This is a genomic window from Delftia tsuruhatensis NBRC 16741 (genome assembly GCF_001571325.1).
Classification (GTDB): domain Bacteria; phylum Pseudomonadota; class Gammaproteobacteria; order Burkholderiales; family Burkholderiaceae_C; genus Comamonas; species Comamonas tsuruhatensis.
The window spans coordinates 116274-138036 of record NZ_BCTO01000019.1; the positions used below are offsets into that span (position 1 = coordinate 116274).

Here is a 21763-nt window from a genome sequence, read left to right on the forward strand (position 1 = left end):
CGCCATGAAAGATCCCGCATCGCCCAACGCAGGAATCTCCGGGCATTTCCGGCGTGAGGCGAAGTGGATGCTGTGGGTGCTGGTGGTGCTGCCCTTGGCGCTGACAGCATTGGCGGTTTGGCTGGGTCCGCTGGTCCTGAACCATGTGGAGAGAAGCAAGTGCTTGGATGCGGGCATGCAGGCTTCCCAGGAAAAGCGCAAGTGCGAGCAACGATAGAGAGAAGGAGCTGCCGCTCAAAGCCTGATCGAACCAAATCCCTGAAATACTGGCCTACTCTTGGCCCCTTTTTTGTTTGCACGACAGGGCCCTTCATCAGGGCCATGCACACGCCTTTACATGACCGATATCCGCCCCGCCCACTTTCCCGAAGACCTCGACGCCGTGGTCCGCATCTTCCGGGAATACGTGGCCAGCCCCACCGTGAGCCTGGACTTCCAGGACTTCGAGACCGAGTTCGCCGCCCTGCCCGGCAAGTACGCCGCACCCGAAGGCTGCGTGCTGCTGGCCTGGAAAGACGGCCAGCCCGTGGGCTGCGCCGCCCTGCGCCAGGTGGATGCGCAGACAGGCGAAATGAAGCGTGTCTACGTGCGCCCCACGGTACGCGGCGAGAACCTGGGGCGGCGACTGGTGGAAGGCATCCTGGACGCTGCGCGCCACGCAGGCTACAGCCGCATCTGCCTGGACGTGCTGCCCGAGTTCCAGGCTGCGCAGCGGCTGTATGAAAACCTGGGTTTTGTGGATGCGGAACCGGTGAGCTTCAATCCCGTGCCGGGCACGCGTTATCTCGGACTGGATCTTTGAGGCATGCACCCTCCGGCAGGCGGCCTTCAGCGCCTGCACGGCTTCCGATGCGCTGACACCCGGTCCCTGAGTCCTCGTCTGCAAGCATTCAGCACGGTGAGACCGTAGCCCATACCCCGGTCCAACAGCCTGCCCGCAAGCGCAGCGGCGGTACGGACCACCCTCTCCCCGCATCCTTCATCCGCAAATGCCCGTGGCCGAGCCGGGCAGCCTGTGCTTGTGCCCCGTGAATACCGCCCATGGCGAATGGCGCTGCCTGGGACCAAACGCTCATTGGCAGCATATCTATTCACCTGGCATTTCAAACCTGATTTTAGGAATTGTCCTAAGGATAATTCTGAAAATGATCTGCGGGCGACTTCTTTGATTGACCTCGTGCAGGCCATGAAATCAAATGAGGACTCTTGGCACAGCAAACATCAGAAACCCGCTTGGACACTGACAGCGGATTATTCGCCTGCTTGCAACCACTCATTTCCGTCAAATTGCCTTTATTGATCAAGGCGCATTGGCTGGAATCATCGATTCCGCTTCCGATCCAGCGTCTCCATACACCATGCCAGCCTCCATTGCCGCCACCTTCTATCAGATCGGCTATGCCGACATGCTTGCTCGCCAAATGGAGCAAAAACAGATCGATGCCATTGTGCTCACGCCACAGGAATACGCAGACATACTGAGCGACAAGGCGCGCAACAATCCTCGCCTGGCGGCCACGCTGCATGCGATGCTGGCCCACAGTGCGCTTGGGCGATACTGGACACACACCGCCAGCCCCAATGCAGGCAAACCCTGGGTCGCTCCCGCCTCCCTGATGGTCAGCGACGCGTACCTGATCACCAAAACGCTGATTGCATTGGGCCTGGCCGGTGCCCGCTCCTATATCAAGACAACCGCCACAGGCACCTATATCATCATCACGGGCTACGCGGGACTTCGCCGCCAACTGCTGCAAGGCACGCGATTCCTTGCCGCCAATCCACGCATGGTCCAGATGGGCCTGGGTATTCGCGGTCTGCAGAATGTGGCCAAGGGTGGGTTCCTTCTGAGCCTGGTGGTGGGCGCCGGGATAGAGACACTGGACTTCATCTTCAATGACGAGAAGACAATGCATGATCTTGTGGGCGGGATTGGAGTGGAGGCGGTCAAGGCGGGATTGGCGACGATGATTGCAATAAGCGCGGGAGCCTTAACTGCAAGCGTTACTACTTTGGTCATTTTTCCGCTAGGAGCGATGGCGTTAGCCATATTTGCCACTGGAGCACTTCTCAACTACACAGATCAGCGATGGAAAATAAAACAAAACGTTATTACAGCCCTAAAGTCTGTAAACAATGAAAAAGCACCAGGCATATATAAGTTAGATCAAAACCCAATTCAATAAAGTCAGCTACCATCTATCAGCACGCAAGCATCACCCAAGGATCACGATTCAACCAAAAAATCAACTTCACAAGATACTTCGCGACAAATCAAAAGAAAATCAGTTCATTAAAATAAATATGAGAGATGTAAAAAATATTCGGAAATCTGCAATATTTGGAATACCCATCAGCATTCTACTATCCGTCGGATGTTTATGGTTTTCCTTTGCGGAAACAATCCCGATGCTGAAAGACATAAATGCTCTCGCGCCAACCATAAGAATCATGCCGGGCGCACCAACAATCTTCATGACTCCTTTCGTTTTTATTACGTTAGCACTGGTATCGGTGCTGAATTCCATCCCCTGCAACGACAGTATTCTACGAAAATTCGATAAAGCACTATCAATAATTTTCACCCTTGCAATTTCTTCAGCACTGGTTTCTTTGATATTTATTACTCCGCTGCAGTACTATGCGATGCCTAAGCTGGGCTATACACGTTGCAATATTCTGGAAGGGCATCCCACCATATATTTCACAGACTGGGTCAAAAAGCCCGAATGGTGCGTTCGCGGAAAATCCAGGGAGTGGGTCATGGAGCAAGCCAGGCTCGCCAGCGGTCCTGAAAATCCCTGAAATAAAAAAACGCAGACCACATGGTCCGCGCTTTTTTGCATCCTCCGGCAGCCGTGCTGCCAATTCCCTCAGAACGCCTCTTCACTCATCTGCGCGCAAGTCATGTCGCGCTCACGCACGACTTTGAGCCAGGCGCCGATCTTCGGCAGTTCGTAGCCGAAGAAGTAGCGCATGGCGGCCATGCGGCCAGCGTTGGCGGGTTCGGCCAGGGTGGCGTCCTTGGCGAGTACGGCCAGGGACACGTCCAGCCAGGTCCAGGCCAGCACCGTGTGGCCAAAGGCCTGCATGTAGGGCACGGCATTGGCCAGGGCCTGCTGAGGATCGTCGGTGGCCCATGCGGCCTTGGTGGTGGCGCCGACTTCCTGCAGCGCCTTGGCCAGTTCATTGGCATGGCCGGCCAGTTCGGGCCGGGCCATGGCGCGCTGGATGGTGTCGTTGATGCGCGTGGCCAGCAGCTGCAGGCCCTTGCCGCCTTCCATGAGCACCTTGCGGCCCAGCAGGTCCATGGCCTGGATGCCGTGCGTGCCTTCGTGGATCATGTTCAGGCGGTTGTCGCGCCAGTATTGCTCCACGGGGAAGTCGCGCGTATAGCCGTAGCCGCCGTGGATCTGGATGGCCAGGGAGTTGGCCTCCAGGCAGAACTCGCTGGGCCAGCTCTTGGAGATGGGGGTCAGCACTTCCAGCAGCAGCCGGGCCTCGGCCACGGATTCGGGCGTGCCGGTGTGCTGCTCATCGACCAGGCGCGCGCAAAACAGGTTCAGCGCCAGCGCGCCTTCGCAATAGGACTTTTGCGCCAGCAGCATGCGCTTGACGTCGGCGTGCTCGATGATGCGCGACTGGGGGCGCGTGGCATCCTTGCCGGCTGCACCCGGCGCCCCCTTGATCGGCCGGCCCTGCGGGCGGTTCTGCGCGTAGTCCAGGCTGGCGTGGTAGCCCGCAATGCCCAGCATGGTGGCGGCCATGCCGATGGAGATGCGGGCCTCGTTCATCATGTGGAACATGCATTTGAGGCCCTCGCCGGGCTTGCCGACCAGGTAGCCCACGGCCCCGGCGCCGCCGCGCACGGGAAAGCGCCCTTCCCCGAAGTTCAGCAGCGTGTTGGTGGTGCCGCGCCAACCCAGCTTGTGGTTGAGGCCGGCCAGGGCCACGTCGTTGCGCTCGCCGGTGAGTTGGCCTTCGGTGTCCACGAGCTTCTTGGGCACGATGAACAGCGAGATGCCCTTGACGCCGGGCACGGGCTTGCCGTCCGGCCCCGGGATCTTGGCCAGCACGAGGTGAACGATGTTCTCGGTCAGCTCATGGTCGCCCGCGCTGATCCACATCTTGTTGCCCTTGAGGCGGTAGCGCGGGCCCAGCGCATCGCTCTCGAAGTCGGCGCCATCGGGCTCGGCGCGGGTGGCGATATCGCTCAGCGAGGAACCGGCCTGGGGCTCGGACAGGCACATGGTGCCGGCCCAGCGGCCGTTGAATTCGTTGGCGGCGAAGACCTGTTTTTGCATGTCCGTGCCGTGGGCCATGATGGCGTTGGCATTGCCCGAGGTCAGCATGTTGGAGCCGATGCTGATGGAGGCCGCCGCGAAGAAGCTGTTGGCGGCCGCCTCCACCGTATAGGGCAGCTGCATGCCGCCGATGTCGTAGTCCTGGGAGGCGCTGAGCATGCCCGAGTCGGCATAGGCCTGGCGCGCATCGTGGGTGCACCGGGGCAGGATGACTTTCTCGCCATCGAACTGCGGCTCCTGCGTGTCCACGGTGCGGTTGAAGGGGGCGTATTTCTCGCGGGCGATGCGCTCGCAGGTGTCGAGCACGGCATCGAAGGTGTCGCGCGAATGGTCGGCAAAGCGCTCGCGCTCGCCCAGCGCATCGGCGCGCAGCCATTCATAGAGCAGGAAATCGATGGTGGAACGCAGGCGCATGGTGGGGTCCGGAATCAAAAAAGAAGCCGCAGGCGCCGCCAGAGGGAGCGCGTGCGGCCAACAGGAGTAACGGGAACAGGCGGTGGCGGCCGCAGCCGCCACCTGTACTTACAGCACTTCGAACACGCCGGCGGCACCCATGCCGCCGCCGATGCACATGGTCACGCAGACACGCTTGGCACCGCGGCGCTTGCCTTCGATCAGGGCGTGGCCGGTCAGGCGCTGGCCCGAGACGCCGTAGGGATGGCCCAGGGCGATGGCGCCGCCGTTGACATTGAGGCGGTCGTTGGGGATGCCCAGCTTGTCCCGGCAGTACAGCACCTGCACGGCAAAGGCTTCATTGAGCTCCCACAGGTCGATGTCCTGCACCGTCAGGCCCAGCTTCTTGAGCACCTTGGGCACGGCGAAGACGGGGCCGATGCCCATTTCGTCAGGCTCGCAGCCGGCGACGGCAAAGCCCAGGAAGCGGCCGATGGGCTTGAGGTTGTTGCGCGATGCATAGTCCTCGCTCACCACCACGCAGGCGCCTGCGCCGTCGGAGAACTGGCTGGCATTGCCGGCCGAGATCACACCGCCGGGCAGCGCGGGGCGGATGCCCGAGATGCCTTCCTTGGTCGTGCCCTCGCGCACGCCCTCGTCCTTGCTGCAGGTCACTTCCTTGGTGATCAGGCCGCGCACCTTGTCGGCCACGCCCATGGTCACGGTGATGGGGGCGATCTCGGCATCCAGCAGGCCGGCCGCCTGGGCCGCGCAGGCCTTTTGCTGGCTGGCGGCGCCGTATTCGTCCATGGCGTCACGGCCGATGCCGTAGCGCTTGGCGACCTGTTCGGCGGTCTGCAGCATGCTCCAGTAGATCTCGGGCTTTTGCTTGGCCAGGGCCAGGTCCTGGATCATGTGCAGGTTCATTTCCTGCTGCACGCAGGAGATGGATTCCACGCCGCCGGCCACGTAGACATCGCCCTCGCCCGCGATGATGCGCTGCGATGCGGTGGCAATGGTCTGCAGGCCCGAGGAGCAGAAGCGGTTGATGGTCATGCCCGACGCAGTGATGGGCAGGCCGGCCTTGAGCGCGATCTGGCGCGCGATGTTCATGCCGGTGGCGCCTTCGGGGTTGGCGCAGCCCATGATCACGTCATCGACGGCGGCGGGGTCAACGCCTGCGCGCTGCACGGCGTGCTGCACGGCATGGCCGCCCAGCGTGGCGCCATGGGTCATGTTGAAGGCACCCTTCCAGCTCTTGGCCAGGGGGGTGCGGGCGGTGGAAACGATCACGGCGGATGTCATGGATATTCCTTGTATGGCGGGTTTGCGGTGGTTCGCAAAAAGTTCGTGCGCCGCACGTCTCAGCTGAATTGCTTGCCTTCGGCCGCCAGCTTCGCCAGCAGCGGCGCGGGCTGCCAGAACTGGGCATCGTCGTTGGGGTTCTTGGCAAAGCGGTTCATGGCCTGGACCACGTTGAACAGCCCGACCTCGCCCGCGTAGTGCATGGGGCCGCCGCGCCAGATGGGAAAGCCGTAGCCGGTCAGGTAGACCATGTCGATATCGCCCGACTTGCCGGCGATGCCGTCTTCCAGGATGTGGGCGCCTTCGTTGACCAGGGCGAAGACCAGGCGCTGGACGATTTCCTCATCGGAGATCTTGCGCGGGGTGATGCCCAGCTCCTTGCGATGCGACTCGATCATCTGGTTGACCAGCTCGGACGGGATGGCGTCGCGCTTGCCCGCCTGGTAGTCGTACCAGCCCGCACCGGTCTTCTGGCCGAAGCGGCCCAGCTCGCACAGCTTGTCGGCCGTGCGGCTGTACTTCATGTCGGCGCGCTCGACGGCGCGGCGCTTGCGGATGGCCCAGCCGATGTCGTTGCCGGCCAGATCGCCCATGCGGAACGGGCCCATGGCGAAGCCGAACTTCTCGATCGCCTTGTCCACCTGGGCGGGCGTGGCGCCTTCGTCCAGCAGGAATCCGGCCTGGCGCGAGTACTGCTCGATCATGCGGTTGCCGATGAAGCCGTCGCACACGCCCGAGACCACGGCGGTCTTCTTGATCTTCTTGGCCAGCTTCATCACGGTGGCCAGCACGTCCTTGGCGGTGTGCTTGCCGCGCACCACTTCCAGCAGCTTCATCACGTTGGCGGGGCTGAAGAAGTGCATGCCCACCACGTCCTGCGGGCGCTTGGTGAAGGCGGCGATCTTGTCCACGTCCAGCGTGGAGGTGTTGGAGGCCAGGATGGCGCCGGGCTTGGCCACTTCGTCCAGCTGCTTGAACACGGTTTCCTTGACGCCCAGTTCCTCGAACACGGCCTCGATGATGAGGTCGGCATTCTTGAGCGCGTCATACGACAGCGTGGTGCTCAGCAGGGCCATGCGCTGGTCGTACTTTTCCTGGGTGAGCTTGCCCTTCTTGACCTGGGCTTCGTAGTTCTTGCGGATGGTGGCCACGCCACGGTCCAGCGCTTCCTGCTTGGTCTCCAGGATGGTCACGGGGATGCCCGCGTTCAGGAAGTTCATGGAGATGCCGCCGCCCATGGTGCCGGCACCGATGACGCCCACGGTCTTGATCTCGCGCACTGGCGTGTCCGAGGGCACGTCGGCGATCTTGGAGGCCGCGCGCTCGGCCATGAACAGGTGGCGCAGCGCGCGCGACTCGGGCGACCACATCAGTTGCATGAAGGCTTCGCGCTCCAGGGCCATGCCTTCGTCGAACTTCTTGCGCGCGGCGTTCTCCACCGTGTCCACGCAGCGGGCCGGGGCCGGGTAGTTCTTGGCCATGCCCTTGACCATGTTGCGTGCGAACTGGAAGTAGGCGTCGCCCTGAGGATGCTTGCAAGGCAGGTCGCGCACGCGCGGCAGCGGACCACCCGCCGCGTGCTTGTCGGCCACTTCCAGCGCAAAGGCCTTGGCCTCGTCCAGCAGGGACTCGGGCGAGGCGGCCATCTTGTCGAACAGCTTCTGGCCGGGGATGGAGGCCAGCAGCTCGCTCTTGACGGGTTCGCCGCTGACGATCATGTTCAGCGCGGTCTCCACGCCCAGCACGCGCGGCAGGCGCTGCGTGCCGCCTGCACCGGGCAGCAGGCCCAGCTTGACTTCAGGCAGGGCCACCAGGGTGCCGGGAGCGGCCACGCGGTAGTTGCAGCCCAGCGCCAGCTCCAGCCCGCCGCCCATGCAGACGGTATGGATGGCGGCCACCACGGGCTTGCTGCCCTGGTCCAGGGAGTTGATCAGCGAGACCAGGTGCGGCTCGCGATACGCCTCTTCCTTGCCGAACTCGTTGATATCGGCACCGCCCGAAAAAGCCTTGCCGGCACCCGTGATGACGATGGCCTTGACGGCCGGGTCGGAATAGGCCTTGTCCAGCCCCTCGACGATGCCCCGCCGCGTGGATAGTCCCAGGCCGTTGACCGGCGGATTGTTCAAGGTGAGGACGGCGATGGCACCGTCCACTTTGTATTCAGCAGTCATGCTGTTGTCCCCTATGCGATAGAAAAAGAACGATCGTGCGATTTTGATTGTAAAAAAAACGCGGGCCGGCGCCACTGCGGTTTGTCCCAAGCGGGACAAGCGCCGTGGTCCGGGCCGCCTGCCGGGCAGCATGCCCAGCCTTGTACGGCATCAGACCTCCAGCCACTCCTTGCGCACCTTCTGATCGGCGCGCAGCCCGTCGGGCGTGCCGTCGAAGACGATGCGCCCATGACCCATGACCAGGGCCCGGTCCGAGATGCTCATGGCAATGGTGAGCTTTTGCTCGATCAGCAGCACGGACACGCCGCGCTGCTTGATCTTTTGCAGGTACTCGCCCACCAGCTCGACGATCTTGGGCGCCAGGCCCTCGGTGGGCTCGTCGATGATGATCAGGTCCGGGTCGCCCATCAGCGTGCGACACAGGGTCAGCATCTGCTGCTCGCCGCCCGACATCACGCCGGCCTCGGTGTGCTGGCGCTCCTTCAGGCGCGGGAACATGGCGTACATGTCGTCGAAGCCCCAGCGGCTGTCCCGGCCCTTTCCCTTCTGTCCCAGCAGCAGGTTCTGGTGCACGGTGAGATTGGGGAACACGTCGCGGCTCTCGGGCACGTAGCCCAGGCCCAGGTGAGCGATCTCGTAGGCCTTGCGGCCGGTCAGGCTCTGGCCCTTCCAGTCCAGCGAGCCCTCCCAGTGCACCAGGCCCATGATGGCCTTGGCCGTGGTGGAGCGGCCCGAGCCGTTGCGCCCCAGCAGCGCGACGATCTCGCCGGGCTGCACCGAGAAATCCACGCCATGCAGCACATGGCTTTTGCCGTAGTAGGCATGCAGGTTGTTGATGTTCAGCATCCGCGCTTCCTCAATGTGCACCAGCTTGTTGATCCGCCACGGACGAGCCCAGGTAGGCCTCCTGCACGCGCGGATTGGCACGCACGGCCTCGGGCGTGTCGTAGGCGATGACTTCGCCGTAGACCACGACGGCGATCTTGTCGGCCAGGCCGAAGACCACGCCCATGTCGTGCTCCACGGTCAGCAGGGTCTTGCCTTCGGTGACCTTCTTGATCAGCTGGATGAAATGGGCCGTTTCGCTGTTGCTCATGCCGGCCGTGGGTTCGTCCAGCAGGATGACGCCGGCGCCGCCGCCGATGGTGATGCCGATCTCCAGCGCGCGCTGCTCGGCATAGGTCAGGTTCACCGCCAGCGTGTCGCGCTTTCTGTGCAGGCCGATCATCTCCATCAGCTCATCGGCGCGGGCGTTGGCATCGCGCAGCTTGGACAGGAAGCGCCAGCAGCTGTAGCGGTAGCCCAGGCTCCACAGCACGCTGCAGCGCAGGTTCTCGAACACGCTGAGCTTGGGAAAGATGTTGGTGATCTGGAAACTGCGCGACAGCCCCATGCGGTTGATTTCATAGGGCTTCTTGCCGTCGATGCGCTGGCCGTTGAGCAGCACCTGGCCGCTGGTGGGCTCGAAGCGGCCGCTGATCAGGTTGAACAGGGTGCTCTTGCCCGCGCCGTTGGGGCCGATGATGGCCACGCGCTCGCCCGGCTTCACGGCCAGTTGGGCGCCGCGGATGATCTCGGCCTTGCCGAAGCGCTTGTACAGGTCGCGCAGCTCCAGCGCGTAGGTGGCCTCGCCGGTCGCGGCAGGGGCGGCAGTGCCTGGTCGTTCGATTGCAATGCTGGACATGGTTCAGCCCTCCCCGCGCTTGATGGCTTCTTCGATCTCTTCCTGGATACGCTCCCAGCGCCGCAGGCACCAGCGCCGGGCCACTTCCAGCAGGCCCAGGCCCACGACGAAGACGGCAACGGCCAGAGTCCAGGTGGAGGCCGAGCTGGTATCGAGCTGCACGCCCATGAACGAGACCTGGGAACCCAGGGCCGCATTGAGCTGCAGGTGGTAGATCATCTCGACGATGGCGGCGCCGCCCACGATCATGACCAGGGCGCTGGCGGCGATGGCCAGGTAGGGCTGGGCCAGCCGGCGCCACTTGCCGAAGCGCGCCACGCGCAGGTTCATCATGATCAGGCTGGCAACGCCACCGGGCGCATACATGACCATCAGCAGGAACACCAGGCCCAGGTACAGCAGCCAGGCCTTGGTCAGCTCCGACAGCAGCACCGAGGCCAGCACCAGCAGCACGGCGCCGATGATGGGCCCGAAGAAGAAGGTGGCGCCGCCCAGGAAGGTGAACAGCAGGTACGAGCCCGAGCGCATGACGCTCACGCTGTCCATGGCCGTGATGATCTCGAAGTTGATGGCCGCAAGCCCCCCGCCCACGCCCGCGAAGAAGCCCGCGATGATGAAGGCGAAGTAGCGCACGCGCTGCGTGTTGTAGCCCACGAACTCCACGCGCTCGGGGTTGTCGCGCACGGCGTTGAGCATGCGCCCCAGCGGCGTGCCCGTGAAGGCGAACATGGCGGCCGTGCAGACGAAGCAGTAGGCGGCGATCAGGTAGTACACCTCCATGCCCGAGCCGAAGGTCAGCCCGAAGAAGGGCTTGCCGTAGACGCGGTCGGTGGTGATGCCGCCCTCGCCCCCGAAGAACTCGGGGAACATCAGCGCCATGGACGCCACCAGCTCGCCGATGCCCATGGTGATCATGGCGAAGGTGGTGCCCGACTTCTTGGTGGTCACATAGCCCAGCAGGGCCGCGAAGAACATGCCGCCCAGGCCGCCGATGACGGGAATCAGCACCAGCGGAATGCCCCAGTCGCCGGAGCTGGCCCGGTTCATCGCATGGATGGCGATGAACGAGCCCAGCCCCGTGTAGACCGCATGGCCGAAGCTCAGCATGCCGCCCTGCCCCAGCAGGATGTTGTAGGACAGGCAGATGATGATGAGATAGCCGATCTGGCTGAGCATGGTCAGCGCCAGGCTGCTGGTGAACACCAGCGGCGCGACGATCAGCGCCAGGGCGAAGGCGCCCCAGATCAGGATGCGGCCGATGTTGAGCGGCTGGAAGCTGTAGTGGCGCCCCGCGCCCGCAGCCCCTGAAGCGCCCGAAGCGCCTTTTGCGGCAGTGGATGTCATGGCCGTTTTGGTGATCGAGGACATGGTGTCAATCTCCCCGCGTGCCCAGGAGGCCCTTGGGCCGGAAGATGAGGATCAGCACCAGGAACAGGTAGGGCAGGATGGGCGCGACCTGGGAAATGGTGAGCTTGAGCAGCGGCCAGCCGAAGGTCTGCTCGCCGACCGGGCTGCCCAGCGAGGTCAGCAGGCTGGCCAGCGACCAGTCGATGGCCACGGCAAAGGTCTGCACGACGCCGATCAGCAGCGAGGCCACGAAGGCCCCCGCCAGCGAGCCCATGCCGCCGACCACCACCACCACGAAGATGATGGAGCCGACCGACATGGCCATGGCCGGCTCGGTCACATAGGTGTTGCCGCCGATGACGCCGGCCAGCCCCGCCAGCGCGCAGCCGCCGCCGAACACCATCATGAACACGCGCGGCACGTTGTGGCCCAGCGCCTCCACCATCTCGGGGTTCTTGAGCGCGGCCTGGATGACCAGGCCGATGCGCGTGCGCGTCAGCAGCAGCCAGACGGCCACCAGCATCAGCATTGCCACCAGCATCACGAAGGAGCGCGAGCGCGGGAACTGCGTGCCGTACAGCGTGAACAGCGGGCCCTGCAGCGCGGGCGGCAGGCCGTAGGGCACGGTGCCCCGGCCCCAGACCAGCTGCACCACCTCGAGGATGAGGTAGGACAGGCCGAAGGTCACGAGCAGTTCTGGCACATGGCCGTACTTGTGCACGCGGCGCAGGCTGTAGCGCTCGAACATGGCGCCCAGCGCGCCCACCAGCAGGGGCGCGACGAACAGCGCGCCCCAGAAGCCGATGATGCCGCTGAGCGTGTATCCGAAGTACGCGCCCAGCATGTAGAAGCTGGTGTGGGCGAAGTTGAGCACGCCCATCATGCTGAAGATCAGCGTCAGCCCCGAGCTGAGCATGAACAGCAGCAGTCCATAGCTCACGCCGTTGAGCAGCGATATGGTGAAGAACTCAAGCGTCATCGAAAGGCCTTGGTTTCGGTGCGTTGGGGACAGGAGGCGGTGCGTGCCGGTCTCAGGACGGGCGCTTCATCTGGCAGGACGTGGGCGTGCTGGCCACGTAGGGCTCGTAGTACTTCACCGGGGCGAAGGTGTAGCCCGTGTTCTCTGCGTCATAGGGGTTCTTGCCGCCGGCCTTTTCCCAGCGCGTGATGTACAGGCCCTGCTGCAGCTGGTGGTCGGTCTTGCGCATCTCCACTTCGCCGTTGAAGCTCTTGAGCTTCATGCCCTCCAGCGCGGCGGCCACCTTGACGGGGTCGGTGCCGCCGGTCTTGGCAAAGGCCGCATCCAGCAGCGCGAACACGTGGTAGATCGAGCTTTGCGTGAGGTCGTCGTTCATCTTCTTCTTGAACTCGGCCATCAGCGGCTGGATGGCCCCCCCCATGTTGTAGTGGCCGTAGCCCACGGTGTAGACCTTGCCGTCGGACGCCGCGCCCATGGCCGTGGGCGAGCCCGAGCCGAAGGCGTAGTAGGTGTAGAACTTGACGTTGTTCAGGCCCGCGTCATTGGCCGCCTTGAGCAGCAGCGACAGGTCAGAGCCCCAGTTGCCCGTGATCACCGTATCGGCGCCCGATTGCTTGATCTTGGCGATGTAGGGCGCGAAGTCGCGCACCTGGGCCAGCGGCGCGAAGTCATCGCCCACCACCTGCACGTCGGGCCGCTTGGCCTTGAGCATTTCCTTGGCGTACTTGGAGACCTGCTGGCCGTGCGAGTAGTTCTGGTTGATCAGGTAGACCTTCTTGACCTCGGGCACGTCCTTCATATAGGTCGTCAGCGCTTCCATCTTCATGGAGGTGTCCGCATCCAGGCGGAAGTGCCAGTAGCTGCACTTGCTGTTGGTCAGGTCCGGGTCCACCGCCGCATAGTTCAGGTAGACGACTTCCTTGCCCTTGTTGCGCGCGTTGTGCTTTTCCAGTGCGTCCATGATGGCCAGGGCCGGGCCCGAGCCGTTGCCCTGCACCACGTAGCGTGCGCCCTGGTCCATGGCCGAGCGCAGCACGGCCGTGGTCTCCTGCGGGCTGAGCTTGTTGTCCAGCGGGATGATCTCGAACTTCACGCCCGAGGCATTTTTCTTGTTGAACTCCTCGGCCATCAGCTGGAAGGTCTTGAGCTGGTTCGTGCCCACGGCGGCCATCAGGCCCGACAGCGGGTCGATCCAGCCGATCTTCACCGTCTCGCCCTTTTGCGCCCAGGCGCCCGAGGCACAGGCCAGCATGGCCGAGGCGGCCACCGAATGCACGATCCACTTCATTTTTCTGTCTCCTTTTTCCGGTTGATTCGGATATCTGTATTGGCGCCAGACTAACGCCTGAATGACAATTTCCCTTCGGGGAATGCCTTAGAAACTATCGCGCATGCGACTTCGCCGCAGTCCGGGACACATTGGCGACAGATCGCCATCGATCAGCCCATGAACCCGTGTTTTGACCGATTTCAGGCAAAAGAAAGGGGCGCCTCGCGCCCCTTGCGAAGTCAGCCTGCCTGCCTGGGCGTCATGAAGGACGCTTCATCTGGCATGAGGTGGGGGTACTGGCCACATAGGGCTCGTAATATTTCACGGGCACAAAGGTGTAGCCGGTGTTCTCCGAGTCCATCGGGTACTTGCCGCCGGCCTTTTCCCAGCGCGAGATGAACAGGCCCTGCTGCAGCTGGTGGTCGGTCTTGCGCATCTCGACTTCGCCGTTGAGGCTGTTGAACTTCATGCCCTCCATGGTGGCCGCCACCTTGGCCGGGTCCGTGGTCTTGGCGCGCAGGAAGGCCTGGTCCAGCATGGTCAGGCCCGAGTACAGCGAGCCCGTGTACATGTCGTCGTTGAACTTGGCCTTGTAGCCCTTGGTGATGCGGTCCAGCGGGCCGGGCAGGTTCAGGTGGCCGTAGCCCACCATGTAGACCTTGTCGGCGGCGGCCGCGCCCATGGCCGTGGGCGCGCCCGTGGCAATGGCGTAGTAGGTATAGAACTTGACGTTGTTCAGGCCAGCGTCGCTGGCGGCCTTGATCAGCAGCGCCAGGTCCGAGCCCCAGTTGCCCGTGATCACCGAGTCGGCGCCCGATTGCTTGATCTTGGCGATGTAGGGCGCGAAGTCGCGCACCTGGGCCAGCGGCGAGAAGTCGTCGCCCACGATCTCCACATCGGGGCGCTTGCGCTTGAGCATCTCCTTGGCGTACTTGGAGACCTGCTGGCCATGCGAGTAGTTCTGGTTGATCAGGTAGACCTTCTTGACCTCGGGCACGTCCTTCATGTACGTGGTCAGGGCCTCCATCTTCATGGAGGTGTCCGCATCCAGGCGGAAGTGCCAGTAGCTGCACTTGCTGTTGGTCAGGTCCGGGTCCACCGCCGCATAGTTCAGGTAGACGACTTCCTTGCCCTTGTTGCGCGCGTTGTGCTTTTCCAGTGCGTCCATGATGGCCAGGGCCGGGCCCGAGCCATTGCCCTGGAAGACGTAGCGCACGCCCTGGTCCATGGCCGAGCGCAGGGCCGCCGTGGTTTCCTGCGGGCTGAGCTTGTTGTCGATGCCGATGATCTCGAACTTCACGCCCGAGGCCGTGCCCTTGTTGAGCTCCTCGGCGATGTACTGCAGGCTCTTGAGCTGGTTGGAACCCAGCGCGGCCATGAGGCCGGACAGCGGGTCGATCCACGCAACCTTCACCGTCTCGCCCTTCTGGGCCATGGCGCCCGTGGCGCAAGCCAGGGCCAGGGATGCCGTCAATGCCTTGATCGCAAACTTCATGAAGCGTCTCCTCTTATGGTGGTTTCTGGGCGAGGCTCAGGGTAATGGTCCCCTTGCCCCGCACCGATCGGTGATTGCCCCTAGCGGCTATCGCCGACGAGACTCGGACCGGCCGCCCCTATCAGCACATGCCCCCGCATGCCCTGGCATGGCGGCTGGCCCGCAGCGGCTCACAGCCCCGGCAGCCGGTAGCCGGCCAGTTGCTCGCGCAGCCGGGTCTTGAGCATTTTTCCGGTGGCGCCCAGCGGAATGGCATCGACGAAGACCACGTCGTCGGGGATCTGCCACTTGGCGGTCTTGCCCTCGTAGAACTTGAGCAGTTCCTCGCGCGTGACCTCGGCACCGGGCCTCTTCGCCACGGCGACGATGGGGCGCTCGTCCCACTTGGGATGCGGCATGCCGATGCAGGCGGCCATGGCCACGGCCGGATGGGCCATGGCGATGTTCTCAATGTCGATGGAGCTGATCCATTCGCCGCCGGACTTGATCACGTCCTTGCTGCGGTCGGTGATCTGCATGAAGCCGTCCGGGTCGATGGTGGCCACGTCACCCGTGGGGAACCAGCCGCGGCCCTGCGCGTCCTTGATGAGCGGGCTTTCGCCCTTGAAGTAGCTGTCCACGATCCAGGGGCCGCGCACCAGCAGGTCGCCGTAGCTCTTGCCGTCCCAGGGCTGGTCCGTTCCATCGCTGCCCACGATGCGCATGTCCACGCCGTAGATGGCGCGGCCCTGCTTTTGCAGGATCTTCATCTGCTCGTCCTTGGGCAGCTGCAGCTGCTTGTTCTTGAGCGTGCACAGCGTGCCCAGCGGGCTCATCTCGGTCATGCCCCAGGCATGCAGCACCTCCACGCCAAACTCGTCCTGGAAGGCCGTGATCATGGCCGGCGGGCAGGCCGAGCCGCCGATGACCGTGCGCTTGAGCGTGGAAAACCGCAGGCCGCCCGGCCTGATGTGGCCCAGCAGCATCTGCCAGACCGTGGGCACGCCGGCCGCGTAGGTGACGCCCTCGGCCTCGATCAGCTCGTACAGCGACTTGCCGTCCAGCGCCGGGCCGGGGAACACCAGCTTGCAGCCCGTGAGCGCGGCCGAGTAGGGAATGCCCCAGGCGTTGACGTGGAACATGGGCACGACGGGCAGCACCGAGTCGCGCGCCGATATGCACATCACATCGGGCAGCGCGGCCGCGTAGGCGTGTAGCGTGGTGGAGCGGTGGCTGTAGAGCACCGCCTTCGGGTTACCCGTGGTGCCGCTGGTGTAGCACATGCTGGAGGCCGTGTTCTCGTCGAATTCGGGCCACTGGTACTGGTCGGACTGGCCGGCAATCCAGGCCTCGTAGCTGACCAGGCCCGGAACGCCGCTGTCGGCAGGCAGGCGGTCCGCATCGCACAGCGCCACCCACTGGCGCACCGTGGGGCACTTGGCATGCACGGCCTGGATGATGGGCAGGAAGGTCAGGTCAAAGCACATGACGCGGTCTTCCGCGTGGTTGATGATCCACGCCACCTGATCGGGGTGCAGGCGAGGATTGACCGTGTGCAGCACGCGGCCCGAGCCGCTGACGCCGAAGTACATCTCCATGTGGCGGTAGCCGTTCCAGGCCAGCGACGCCACGCGGTCGCCAGGCTGCAGGCCCAGGCCGTCCAGCGTGTTCGCCAGCTGGCGCGAGCGCCGTGCCAGGTCGCGGTACGTGTAGCGATGGATATCGCCCTCCACCCTGCGCGAGACGATCTGCGCATCGCCATGGTGGCGGTCGGCGAAATCGATCAGCGACGAGATCAACAGTGGTTGGCTTTGCATCAGACCCAGCATCTATAGGCTCCTAAGGTGATTGAACTTCGTGAACGTCGTGAACTGCGGACCGCGGATTCGCGCAAGGCCAAGGCCCTGGTGCGCGATGCCGCTGCCCGCATGGAGGGTGGCTCAGGCCGGCGCCCTGGGTCCGATCCCCGCAGGGACAGGCGCATCGTTTTTCCGGCATGGTTGACGCATTGTCTTGTCGCAACTCGGCAGCGTCTTCGCATGCTCGTATGGGATATACCCTAGGACGATGCTGGAGGCATGCGCCGCGTCATGCCACAGCGTGTTCGTGGACGGCGTCTTGTCGTTACCGAAGATCCAGTATCCGGTCTGCGATGGCGAATCCACTGTCACGCGAATGCTTGAGCCGGCGCGAAACACATGCGCGAATTTCTGGATCTCTACGCGCAGCAGTTCGGGCTTGCCCGACACCATGGGCACGTCCTTGTCCCGCGTGAACGCGCCCCACGGCCTCAGCGTCGTGGAGCGCGCCGTGTCCAGGGCACGCTTGGACGCACGCAGCCAACCACGCTGCACGAACATCTCCTGCCCGTCCGGCCGCACCTCGGACACGGTGACCTGGATGTCGGTGTTGGCGGCCGTGGCGCTGAGCCACAGGTCGGCCGAGCCTTCGCCATAGAAGCTCAGGTCCTGCGGCAGGGCTGCCGTGGTGAAGACCAGCTGGCCATCCTTTTCCGACGCGGGCACGGCAGGCCAGCCTTCGGCCGCCGGGTTGTTCACCTGCGGACTCAGGGCCGGATAGCGGTAGCTGGACGAAGCCGTGCCTGAGGTGGGTGCACTGTCGCCCAGCGCCTGGCCGGGCTGCATCCACAGGCGCAGGGGCTTGACCTGGACAGGCAGCCGGTCAAACCGTGCCTCGCCCGTGGGCATGAGCTTGGCGCCGCCATTGGGGGCCTTGGCGTCCGTGGTCTGCATCTCCTGCAGCAGGCGCACGCGCGGCTCCTTGTCGAAGCCGTTGTCCTCGCCCTTGACGAAGCGCGCCAGGAAGCGCTTCAGCGTCTGGTCGATATGGTCCGAGGTGATGTTCGTGTGGTGGTCGCCGTTGGAGCTGACCAGCCACATCCTGTCGGGCGCAATGGTGTCCTCGTAGTAGCCCGAGCGCGGGCCGATCTGCTCGTCCTGCCAGGACTGCGTGCCCAGCGTGGGGATATTGATCTTGCCGCTTTGCAGCATGGCGCTGCGCTCCAGGTACAGGCCATCGGCATAGGGGTTGTCCAGCCACTTGATCAGATCCAGCTCGGGCCGCTTGATCTTCTCGATGTTGTCGGCCACGGTCTTGGCGCATTCCGTGTCGCCGCCGTTCTTCGCCGCCAGGTCGGCGGCCGTGCGCCAAATGCGCGGGAAGCCGTTCCACCACTGCGCCGGAAAACCGATGTTGGCAATGCCGCCCGGATAGCCCACGTCGCGGTAGGGATCGCCCACATTCTTGCTGGGCGTGATGGCCATCAGCCCCTTGGGCCGGTGCGCCGCCACCCACAGCTGGTTGTAGCCCGAGTACGAGTAGCCGATCATGCCGATGCGGCCGTTGGACCAGGCCTGCCGCCCGGCCCACTCGATGGCGAAGGCTCCGGCCGCACCTACGCTGGCGTCAAACACCTTGTCATCCCCCGTGGAGCAGCCCGTGCCCGGCACGTTCAGCCCCATGACCGCATAGCCTTCCTTGGTCCAGGGACTGCTGATGTTGGGGTACGAGCCCGAGATATAGCCGTCGTACTCGACCAGCAGCGGGAACGGACCCTGTCCCTCGGGCAGCAGCAGCGAGTAGCGCATCCTGCTGCCGTCCGGCAGGGTGATGTAGCCCGATTGCTGGCCCGGCCCCATGGGCGCGGGCATGCCGGACGATCCCCCTCCGCAGGCGGCCAGGCCCACGGCGGCGGCCGCAATGGCCCCCGCCAGCGGCCAGCGCCAGGCCTGTGTGAAAACGGTCTTGGCTGTCATGGGTACCTGTCTCCTTCGTTGTTGTTGGCTATCTCTCGGGGCTTGCCGCGGCAAGCCCCTGCTCGCTCATCTACTCGCTCACCTGATCGCTCACTGCAGCCGGATGCTGGTCGCGCCCAGTTCGGCGTCGAAGACCAGGCTGGACGGCCAGGGCTTCCATGTCTGGCCCAGGGCCGCGTTCTGCGGGTCGCCCGTCTGCATGAAGGCCTTGAGGCTGGCCATCATGGCGTTCGACAGCGCCAGCCGCCCCGGTGCATTGGCCGTGCTGTTGGTCACGCGGGAGAACACGGATGGCCCGAAGTTGCCGAAGAGAAACGGCAGATCGAACGCATGGGCCGCACCGTAGACCGTGTTCCAGGGCGCGGGCTGGCGCGCCCAGTCGAAGCGGTAGCTCCAGACCTCGGCCTGCCGGGTGCGCAGCGTATTGAGCAACTGGTCGCGGCTGGGATCGGCGAACAGATGGGTCAATTGCGCCATGCGGGCGTTGTAGCCGGTGACCGGCGTGTCGACGGGCAGGTAGGCAGCATCGATGATGTCGGCCAGGCCCGGCGCATTGGGCGACTGCGCGTCGAAGGACTGCATCATGCGAAAGCGCGCCGCATCATCGATCCTGAAGCCCGGCTTGCCGCCCAGCGCAGCCAGCAGGGGCGCGAACAGCTTGCCCTCCTCGGCCGTGTAGCCGGCCATCACGGGCATGCGGTTGTATCGGCCCGCAGCCAGCGCGGCCATGGGGTCGGTGGGCAGCAGCAGGCCGTCGGGAATCGGCCCCGCGCCCGTCAGGCCCTTGGCCACCAGGGTCTGCAGCAGCACGCGCGCATCCTTGCCGCGCAGGTAGGCCGCGATCTGCGCCGGTGTCCAGCCGGCAGCCACCGTGGCCGCAGCCGCCACATCGGCAGCCATCCCATCGGCCACCATCAGATGGGCCAGCAGCAGCGCGGACTGGGTGGCGTAGGCCGAAGCCGGCTTGAGCGTGGCCAGCACGCCGGCCGGCAGGTTGGACGGCAGCGACAGCCCGCCGCTGATGGGCACCAGCCTGTGGAACAGGCCGCGCGCCGACTCGGCCGCCAGCAGCGCCAGCACATTGGTGGCCCCCGCCGACTGGCCCATGAGCGTGACATTGCCCGGATCGCCGCCAAAGCCCGCGATATTGCGCTGCACAAAACGCAACGCCTGCAGGTTGTCCAGCAGCGCGAAGTTGCCCGTGGCCGGCGCGCCGGCCTGCATCTGCGGCATGTGCATGTAGCCCAGGATGTCCAGCCGGTAGTTGGCCGTCACCACCACGGCATTGGCAGCGCGTGCCAGGGCCGCGCCGTCATACAGCGGATCGGCCGTATAGCCCGAGATGGCGCTGCCGCCGTGGATGAACACCAGCACCGGCAGCTTCTCGGCACCGCTGGCCGGGCGCCAGATGTTGAGCGTCAGGCAGTCCTCGCTGCCCACGGGCTGGCCCAGGGTGGAGGCGATGGTGTCATCGAAGCGGTTGTTGGCGCCCGGGCCGTACATGCGCCCGATCTGCAGGCAGGCATTGCCGAACTGGCGCGCCTCGCGCACGCCCTCCCAGGCCTTGGGCTCGGCCGGCGGCTGCCAGCGCAGCGCGCCCACGGGCGCCTGGGCAAAGGGCACGCCCTTCCAGTAATAGGTGCCCGTGGCGGCGCCGTCGTCCACGCCGCGCAAGGGGCCGTAGGCCGTCTCGCGCAACTCGGGGCCGCCGCCGCCCGAGCCGCCGCAGGCCGCGAGCCACAAAGCCATTGAAGCCACGGCCAGGCGTATGCCGCCAGCCATCCACCGCTGTCCTGTGCGCATGCTTGTCTCCTATGATTTTGGGGTTTCCCGTATGGGCCGTGCCCGGCCCTTGGGCCACACTGCGCAGTCGTTCGCCGCGCTGCAAAAATTCTAGGAACAGCGCGCCCGCACGCCGCTATCGCAACCAAGCCAAAAAAGTGACTTCAGAACGCAAAAGGCGCCCCGGACGGCCCAGGAAAACCCGGCCATGACAACGCAGCGCAGCAGCTCCGCCGCATGGGTGCGGGGCATCCTGGACATGATGGCCGCCGAGGGGCTGGCCGTGGAAAGGCTGAGTGAGGAGGCCAACATCGACCTTGCTGCACTGCAGCATTCGCAGACCCGCATCGATGTGGACCGCGTGAGCCGGCTGTGGGAGCTGGCCGTGGCGCAGTCGGCCAATCCCACGCTGGGCCTGGACCGGCAGCTGGCCGCGCGCCACGGCAACATCGACCTGGTGGGCTACTCGCTGGCTTCGAGCCCGCACCTGCTGGCGGGCTTTCGTGACCTGGAGCGCCACATGGCCGTGATCTCGGACGCCACCGCCTTCACGCTGGAGCGCGATGCGCGCGGCCACTGGCTGTCCATACACCACATCGGCGCCACGCGCGCCGTGCCGCGCCAGCGCGTGGAGTTCGCCGTGCTCACGCTGCTGGTGCTGTGCAGCTGGCTGACGCGGCGCGAAGTCCAGCCGCTGGCCGTGGAATTCATGGCCCAGGCGCCCTCGCCCCTGCACGAGGCCCGCTACCGACAGGCCTTCGGCCTGCTGCCGCGCTTTGGCGAGCGCGCCAACCGCTTCCTGCTGTCGCAAGACGACCTGCTCGCGCCCATCCCGACGCACAACCCCGAACTGCTGGCCCTGCACGAAAAACTGGTCGAGTCCGAGCTGGACCAGCTGGGCCAGGCCGGCGTGGGCGCCCGCGTGCGCCATGAGATTGCGCGCCTGCTGCCCCAGGGCGAGCCGCGCCGCGAGGAAGTGGCCGCAGTGCTGGGCCTGACCGACCGTACCTTGCAGCGCCGCCTGCAGGCCGAGAGCACCAGCTACCAGCAATTGCTGGATGACACCCGCCGCGAGCTGGCCCGGCAGTACCTGGGCGAGCCGCGCCACAGCCTGGCCGAGGTGGCCGACCTGCTGGGCTTCGTGGACCAGAGCAACCTCTTTCGCGCCTGCCGCCGATGGTTCGGCATGCCGCCGGGCCAGTACCGGCAGCAACTGCGTGCGTGAATGCATGCGGTGAATGCGCGCATGAACCTTGCGCCCCACGGGGCATAGGCGCT

17 protein-coding genes are annotated in these 21763 nt (G+C 64.7%); 5 read left to right on the forward strand and 12 right to left on the reverse strand.

What is annotated here, in order from left to right; genetic code table 11:
* Positions 1 to 4: 4 nt before the first annotated feature.
* The 4 genes from DTS01S_RS08495 (at position 5) to DTS01S_RS29460 (ending at position 2805) form a co-directional block, all read left to right on the forward strand.
* A complete protein-coding gene (locus DTS01S_RS08495; RefSeq protein WP_026062350.1) occupies positions 5 to 217 on the forward strand; it encodes a hypothetical protein in 213 nt (70 codons plus the stop codon).
* Between the two features lie 120 nt (positions 218 to 337).
* Positions 338 to 802, forward strand: coding sequence for a GNAT family N-acetyltransferase (locus DTS01S_RS08500; RefSeq protein ID WP_013802764.1), 465 nt, complete (start codon positions 338 to 340; stop codon positions 800 to 802).
* A gap of 556 nt (positions 803 to 1358) precedes the next feature.
* Positions 1359 to 2186 (forward strand): hypothetical protein, encoded by an 828-nt coding sequence (locus tag DTS01S_RS08505; RefSeq protein WP_061287572.1) that lies wholly within the window; start codon positions 1359 to 1361, stop codon positions 2184 to 2186.
* A 223-nt stretch (positions 2187 to 2409) separates the two neighbouring features.
* Positions 2410 to 2805 carry a hypothetical protein gene (locus tag DTS01S_RS29460; protein WP_255247309.1) on the forward strand — a complete coding sequence of 132 codons (396 nt, stop codon included), beginning with the start codon at positions 2410 to 2412 and terminating at the stop codon, positions 2803 to 2805.
* Between the two features lie 68 nt (positions 2806 to 2873).
* Here the strand turns inward: DTS01S_RS29460 and DTS01S_RS08510 are convergent, their stop codons facing one another.
* The 12 genes from DTS01S_RS08510 to DTS01S_RS08565 all read right to left on the reverse strand — a co-directional run bounded on the left by DTS01S_RS08510 (position 2874) and on the right by DTS01S_RS08565 (position 20506).
* Positions 2874 to 4718 carry an acyl-CoA dehydrogenase gene (locus tag DTS01S_RS08510; protein WP_047218295.1) on the reverse strand — a complete coding sequence of 615 codons (1845 nt, stop codon included), beginning with the start codon at positions 4716 to 4718 and terminating at the stop codon, positions 2874 to 2876.
* Between the two features lie 108 nt (positions 4719 to 4826).
* Positions 4827 to 6002: an acetyl-CoA C-acyltransferase gene (locus DTS01S_RS08515; protein ID WP_016446755.1), complete on the reverse strand. Its 1176-nt coding sequence runs from the start codon at positions 6000 to 6002 to the stop codon at positions 4827 to 4829.
* A 59-nt stretch (positions 6003 to 6061) separates the two neighbouring features.
* Positions 6062 to 8173, reverse strand: a complete 2112-nt coding sequence (locus DTS01S_RS08520; protein ID WP_061287573.1) for a 3-hydroxyacyl-CoA dehydrogenase NAD-binding domain-containing protein — start codon at positions 8171 to 8173, stop codon at positions 6062 to 6064.
* Between the two features lie 150 nt (positions 8174 to 8323).
* A complete protein-coding gene (locus DTS01S_RS08525; protein ID WP_061287574.1) occupies positions 8324 to 9019 on the reverse strand; it encodes an ABC transporter ATP-binding protein in 696 nt (231 codons plus the stop codon).
* 10 nt (positions 9020 to 9029) lie between these two features.
* The gene (locus DTS01S_RS08530) at positions 9030 to 9857 is read right to left on the reverse strand and encodes an ABC transporter ATP-binding protein (RefSeq protein WP_047470244.1); all 828 of its coding nucleotides are present in this window, start codon (positions 9855 to 9857) and stop codon (positions 9030 to 9032) included.
* Positions 9858 to 9860: 3 nt separating this feature from the next.
* Positions 9861 to 11225, reverse strand: a complete 1365-nt coding sequence (locus DTS01S_RS08535) for a branched-chain amino acid ABC transporter permease (RefSeq protein ID WP_061287575.1) — start codon at positions 11223 to 11225, stop codon at positions 9861 to 9863.
* Between the two features lie 4 nt (positions 11226 to 11229).
* Complete coding sequence (locus tag DTS01S_RS08540) at positions 11230 to 12183, reverse strand: branched-chain amino acid ABC transporter permease (protein WP_017405244.1); 954 nt, start codon at positions 12181 to 12183, stop codon at positions 11230 to 11232.
* 52 nt (positions 12184 to 12235) lie between these two features.
* A complete protein-coding gene (locus tag DTS01S_RS08545; RefSeq protein WP_043790376.1) occupies positions 12236 to 13471 on the reverse strand; it encodes a branched-chain amino acid ABC transporter substrate-binding protein in 1236 nt (411 codons plus the stop codon).
* 241 nt (positions 13472 to 13712) lie between these two features.
* A complete protein-coding gene (locus tag DTS01S_RS08550; protein ID WP_016452910.1) occupies positions 13713 to 14948 on the reverse strand; it encodes a branched-chain amino acid ABC transporter substrate-binding protein in 1236 nt (411 codons plus the stop codon).
* Between the two features lie 170 nt (positions 14949 to 15118).
* Positions 15119 to 16756: a 3-(methylthio)propionyl-CoA ligase gene (locus DTS01S_RS08555; protein WP_016446749.1), complete on the reverse strand. Its 1638-nt coding sequence runs from the start codon at positions 16754 to 16756 to the stop codon at positions 15119 to 15121.
* Between the two features lie 111 nt (positions 16757 to 16867).
* The gene (locus DTS01S_RS08560) at positions 16868 to 18703 is read right to left on the reverse strand and encodes a CocE/NonD family hydrolase (RefSeq protein WP_016446748.1); all 1836 of its coding nucleotides are present in this window, start codon (positions 18701 to 18703) and stop codon (positions 16868 to 16870) included.
* Between the two features lie 90 nt (positions 18704 to 18793).
* Positions 18794 to 20506 (reverse strand): carboxylesterase/lipase family protein, encoded by a 1713-nt coding sequence (locus DTS01S_RS08565; protein ID WP_061287576.1) that lies wholly within the window; start codon positions 20504 to 20506, stop codon positions 18794 to 18796.
* Positions 20507 to 20693: 187 nt separating this feature from the next.
* On the opposite strand from DTS01S_RS08565, the gene DTS01S_RS08570 reads away from it, so the two are divergent.
* Entirely contained in the window at positions 20694 to 21710 is a 1017-nt protein-coding gene (locus DTS01S_RS08570) for an AraC family transcriptional regulator (RefSeq protein WP_047327614.1), read from the forward strand.
* Positions 21711 to 21763: the final 53 nt, after the last annotated feature.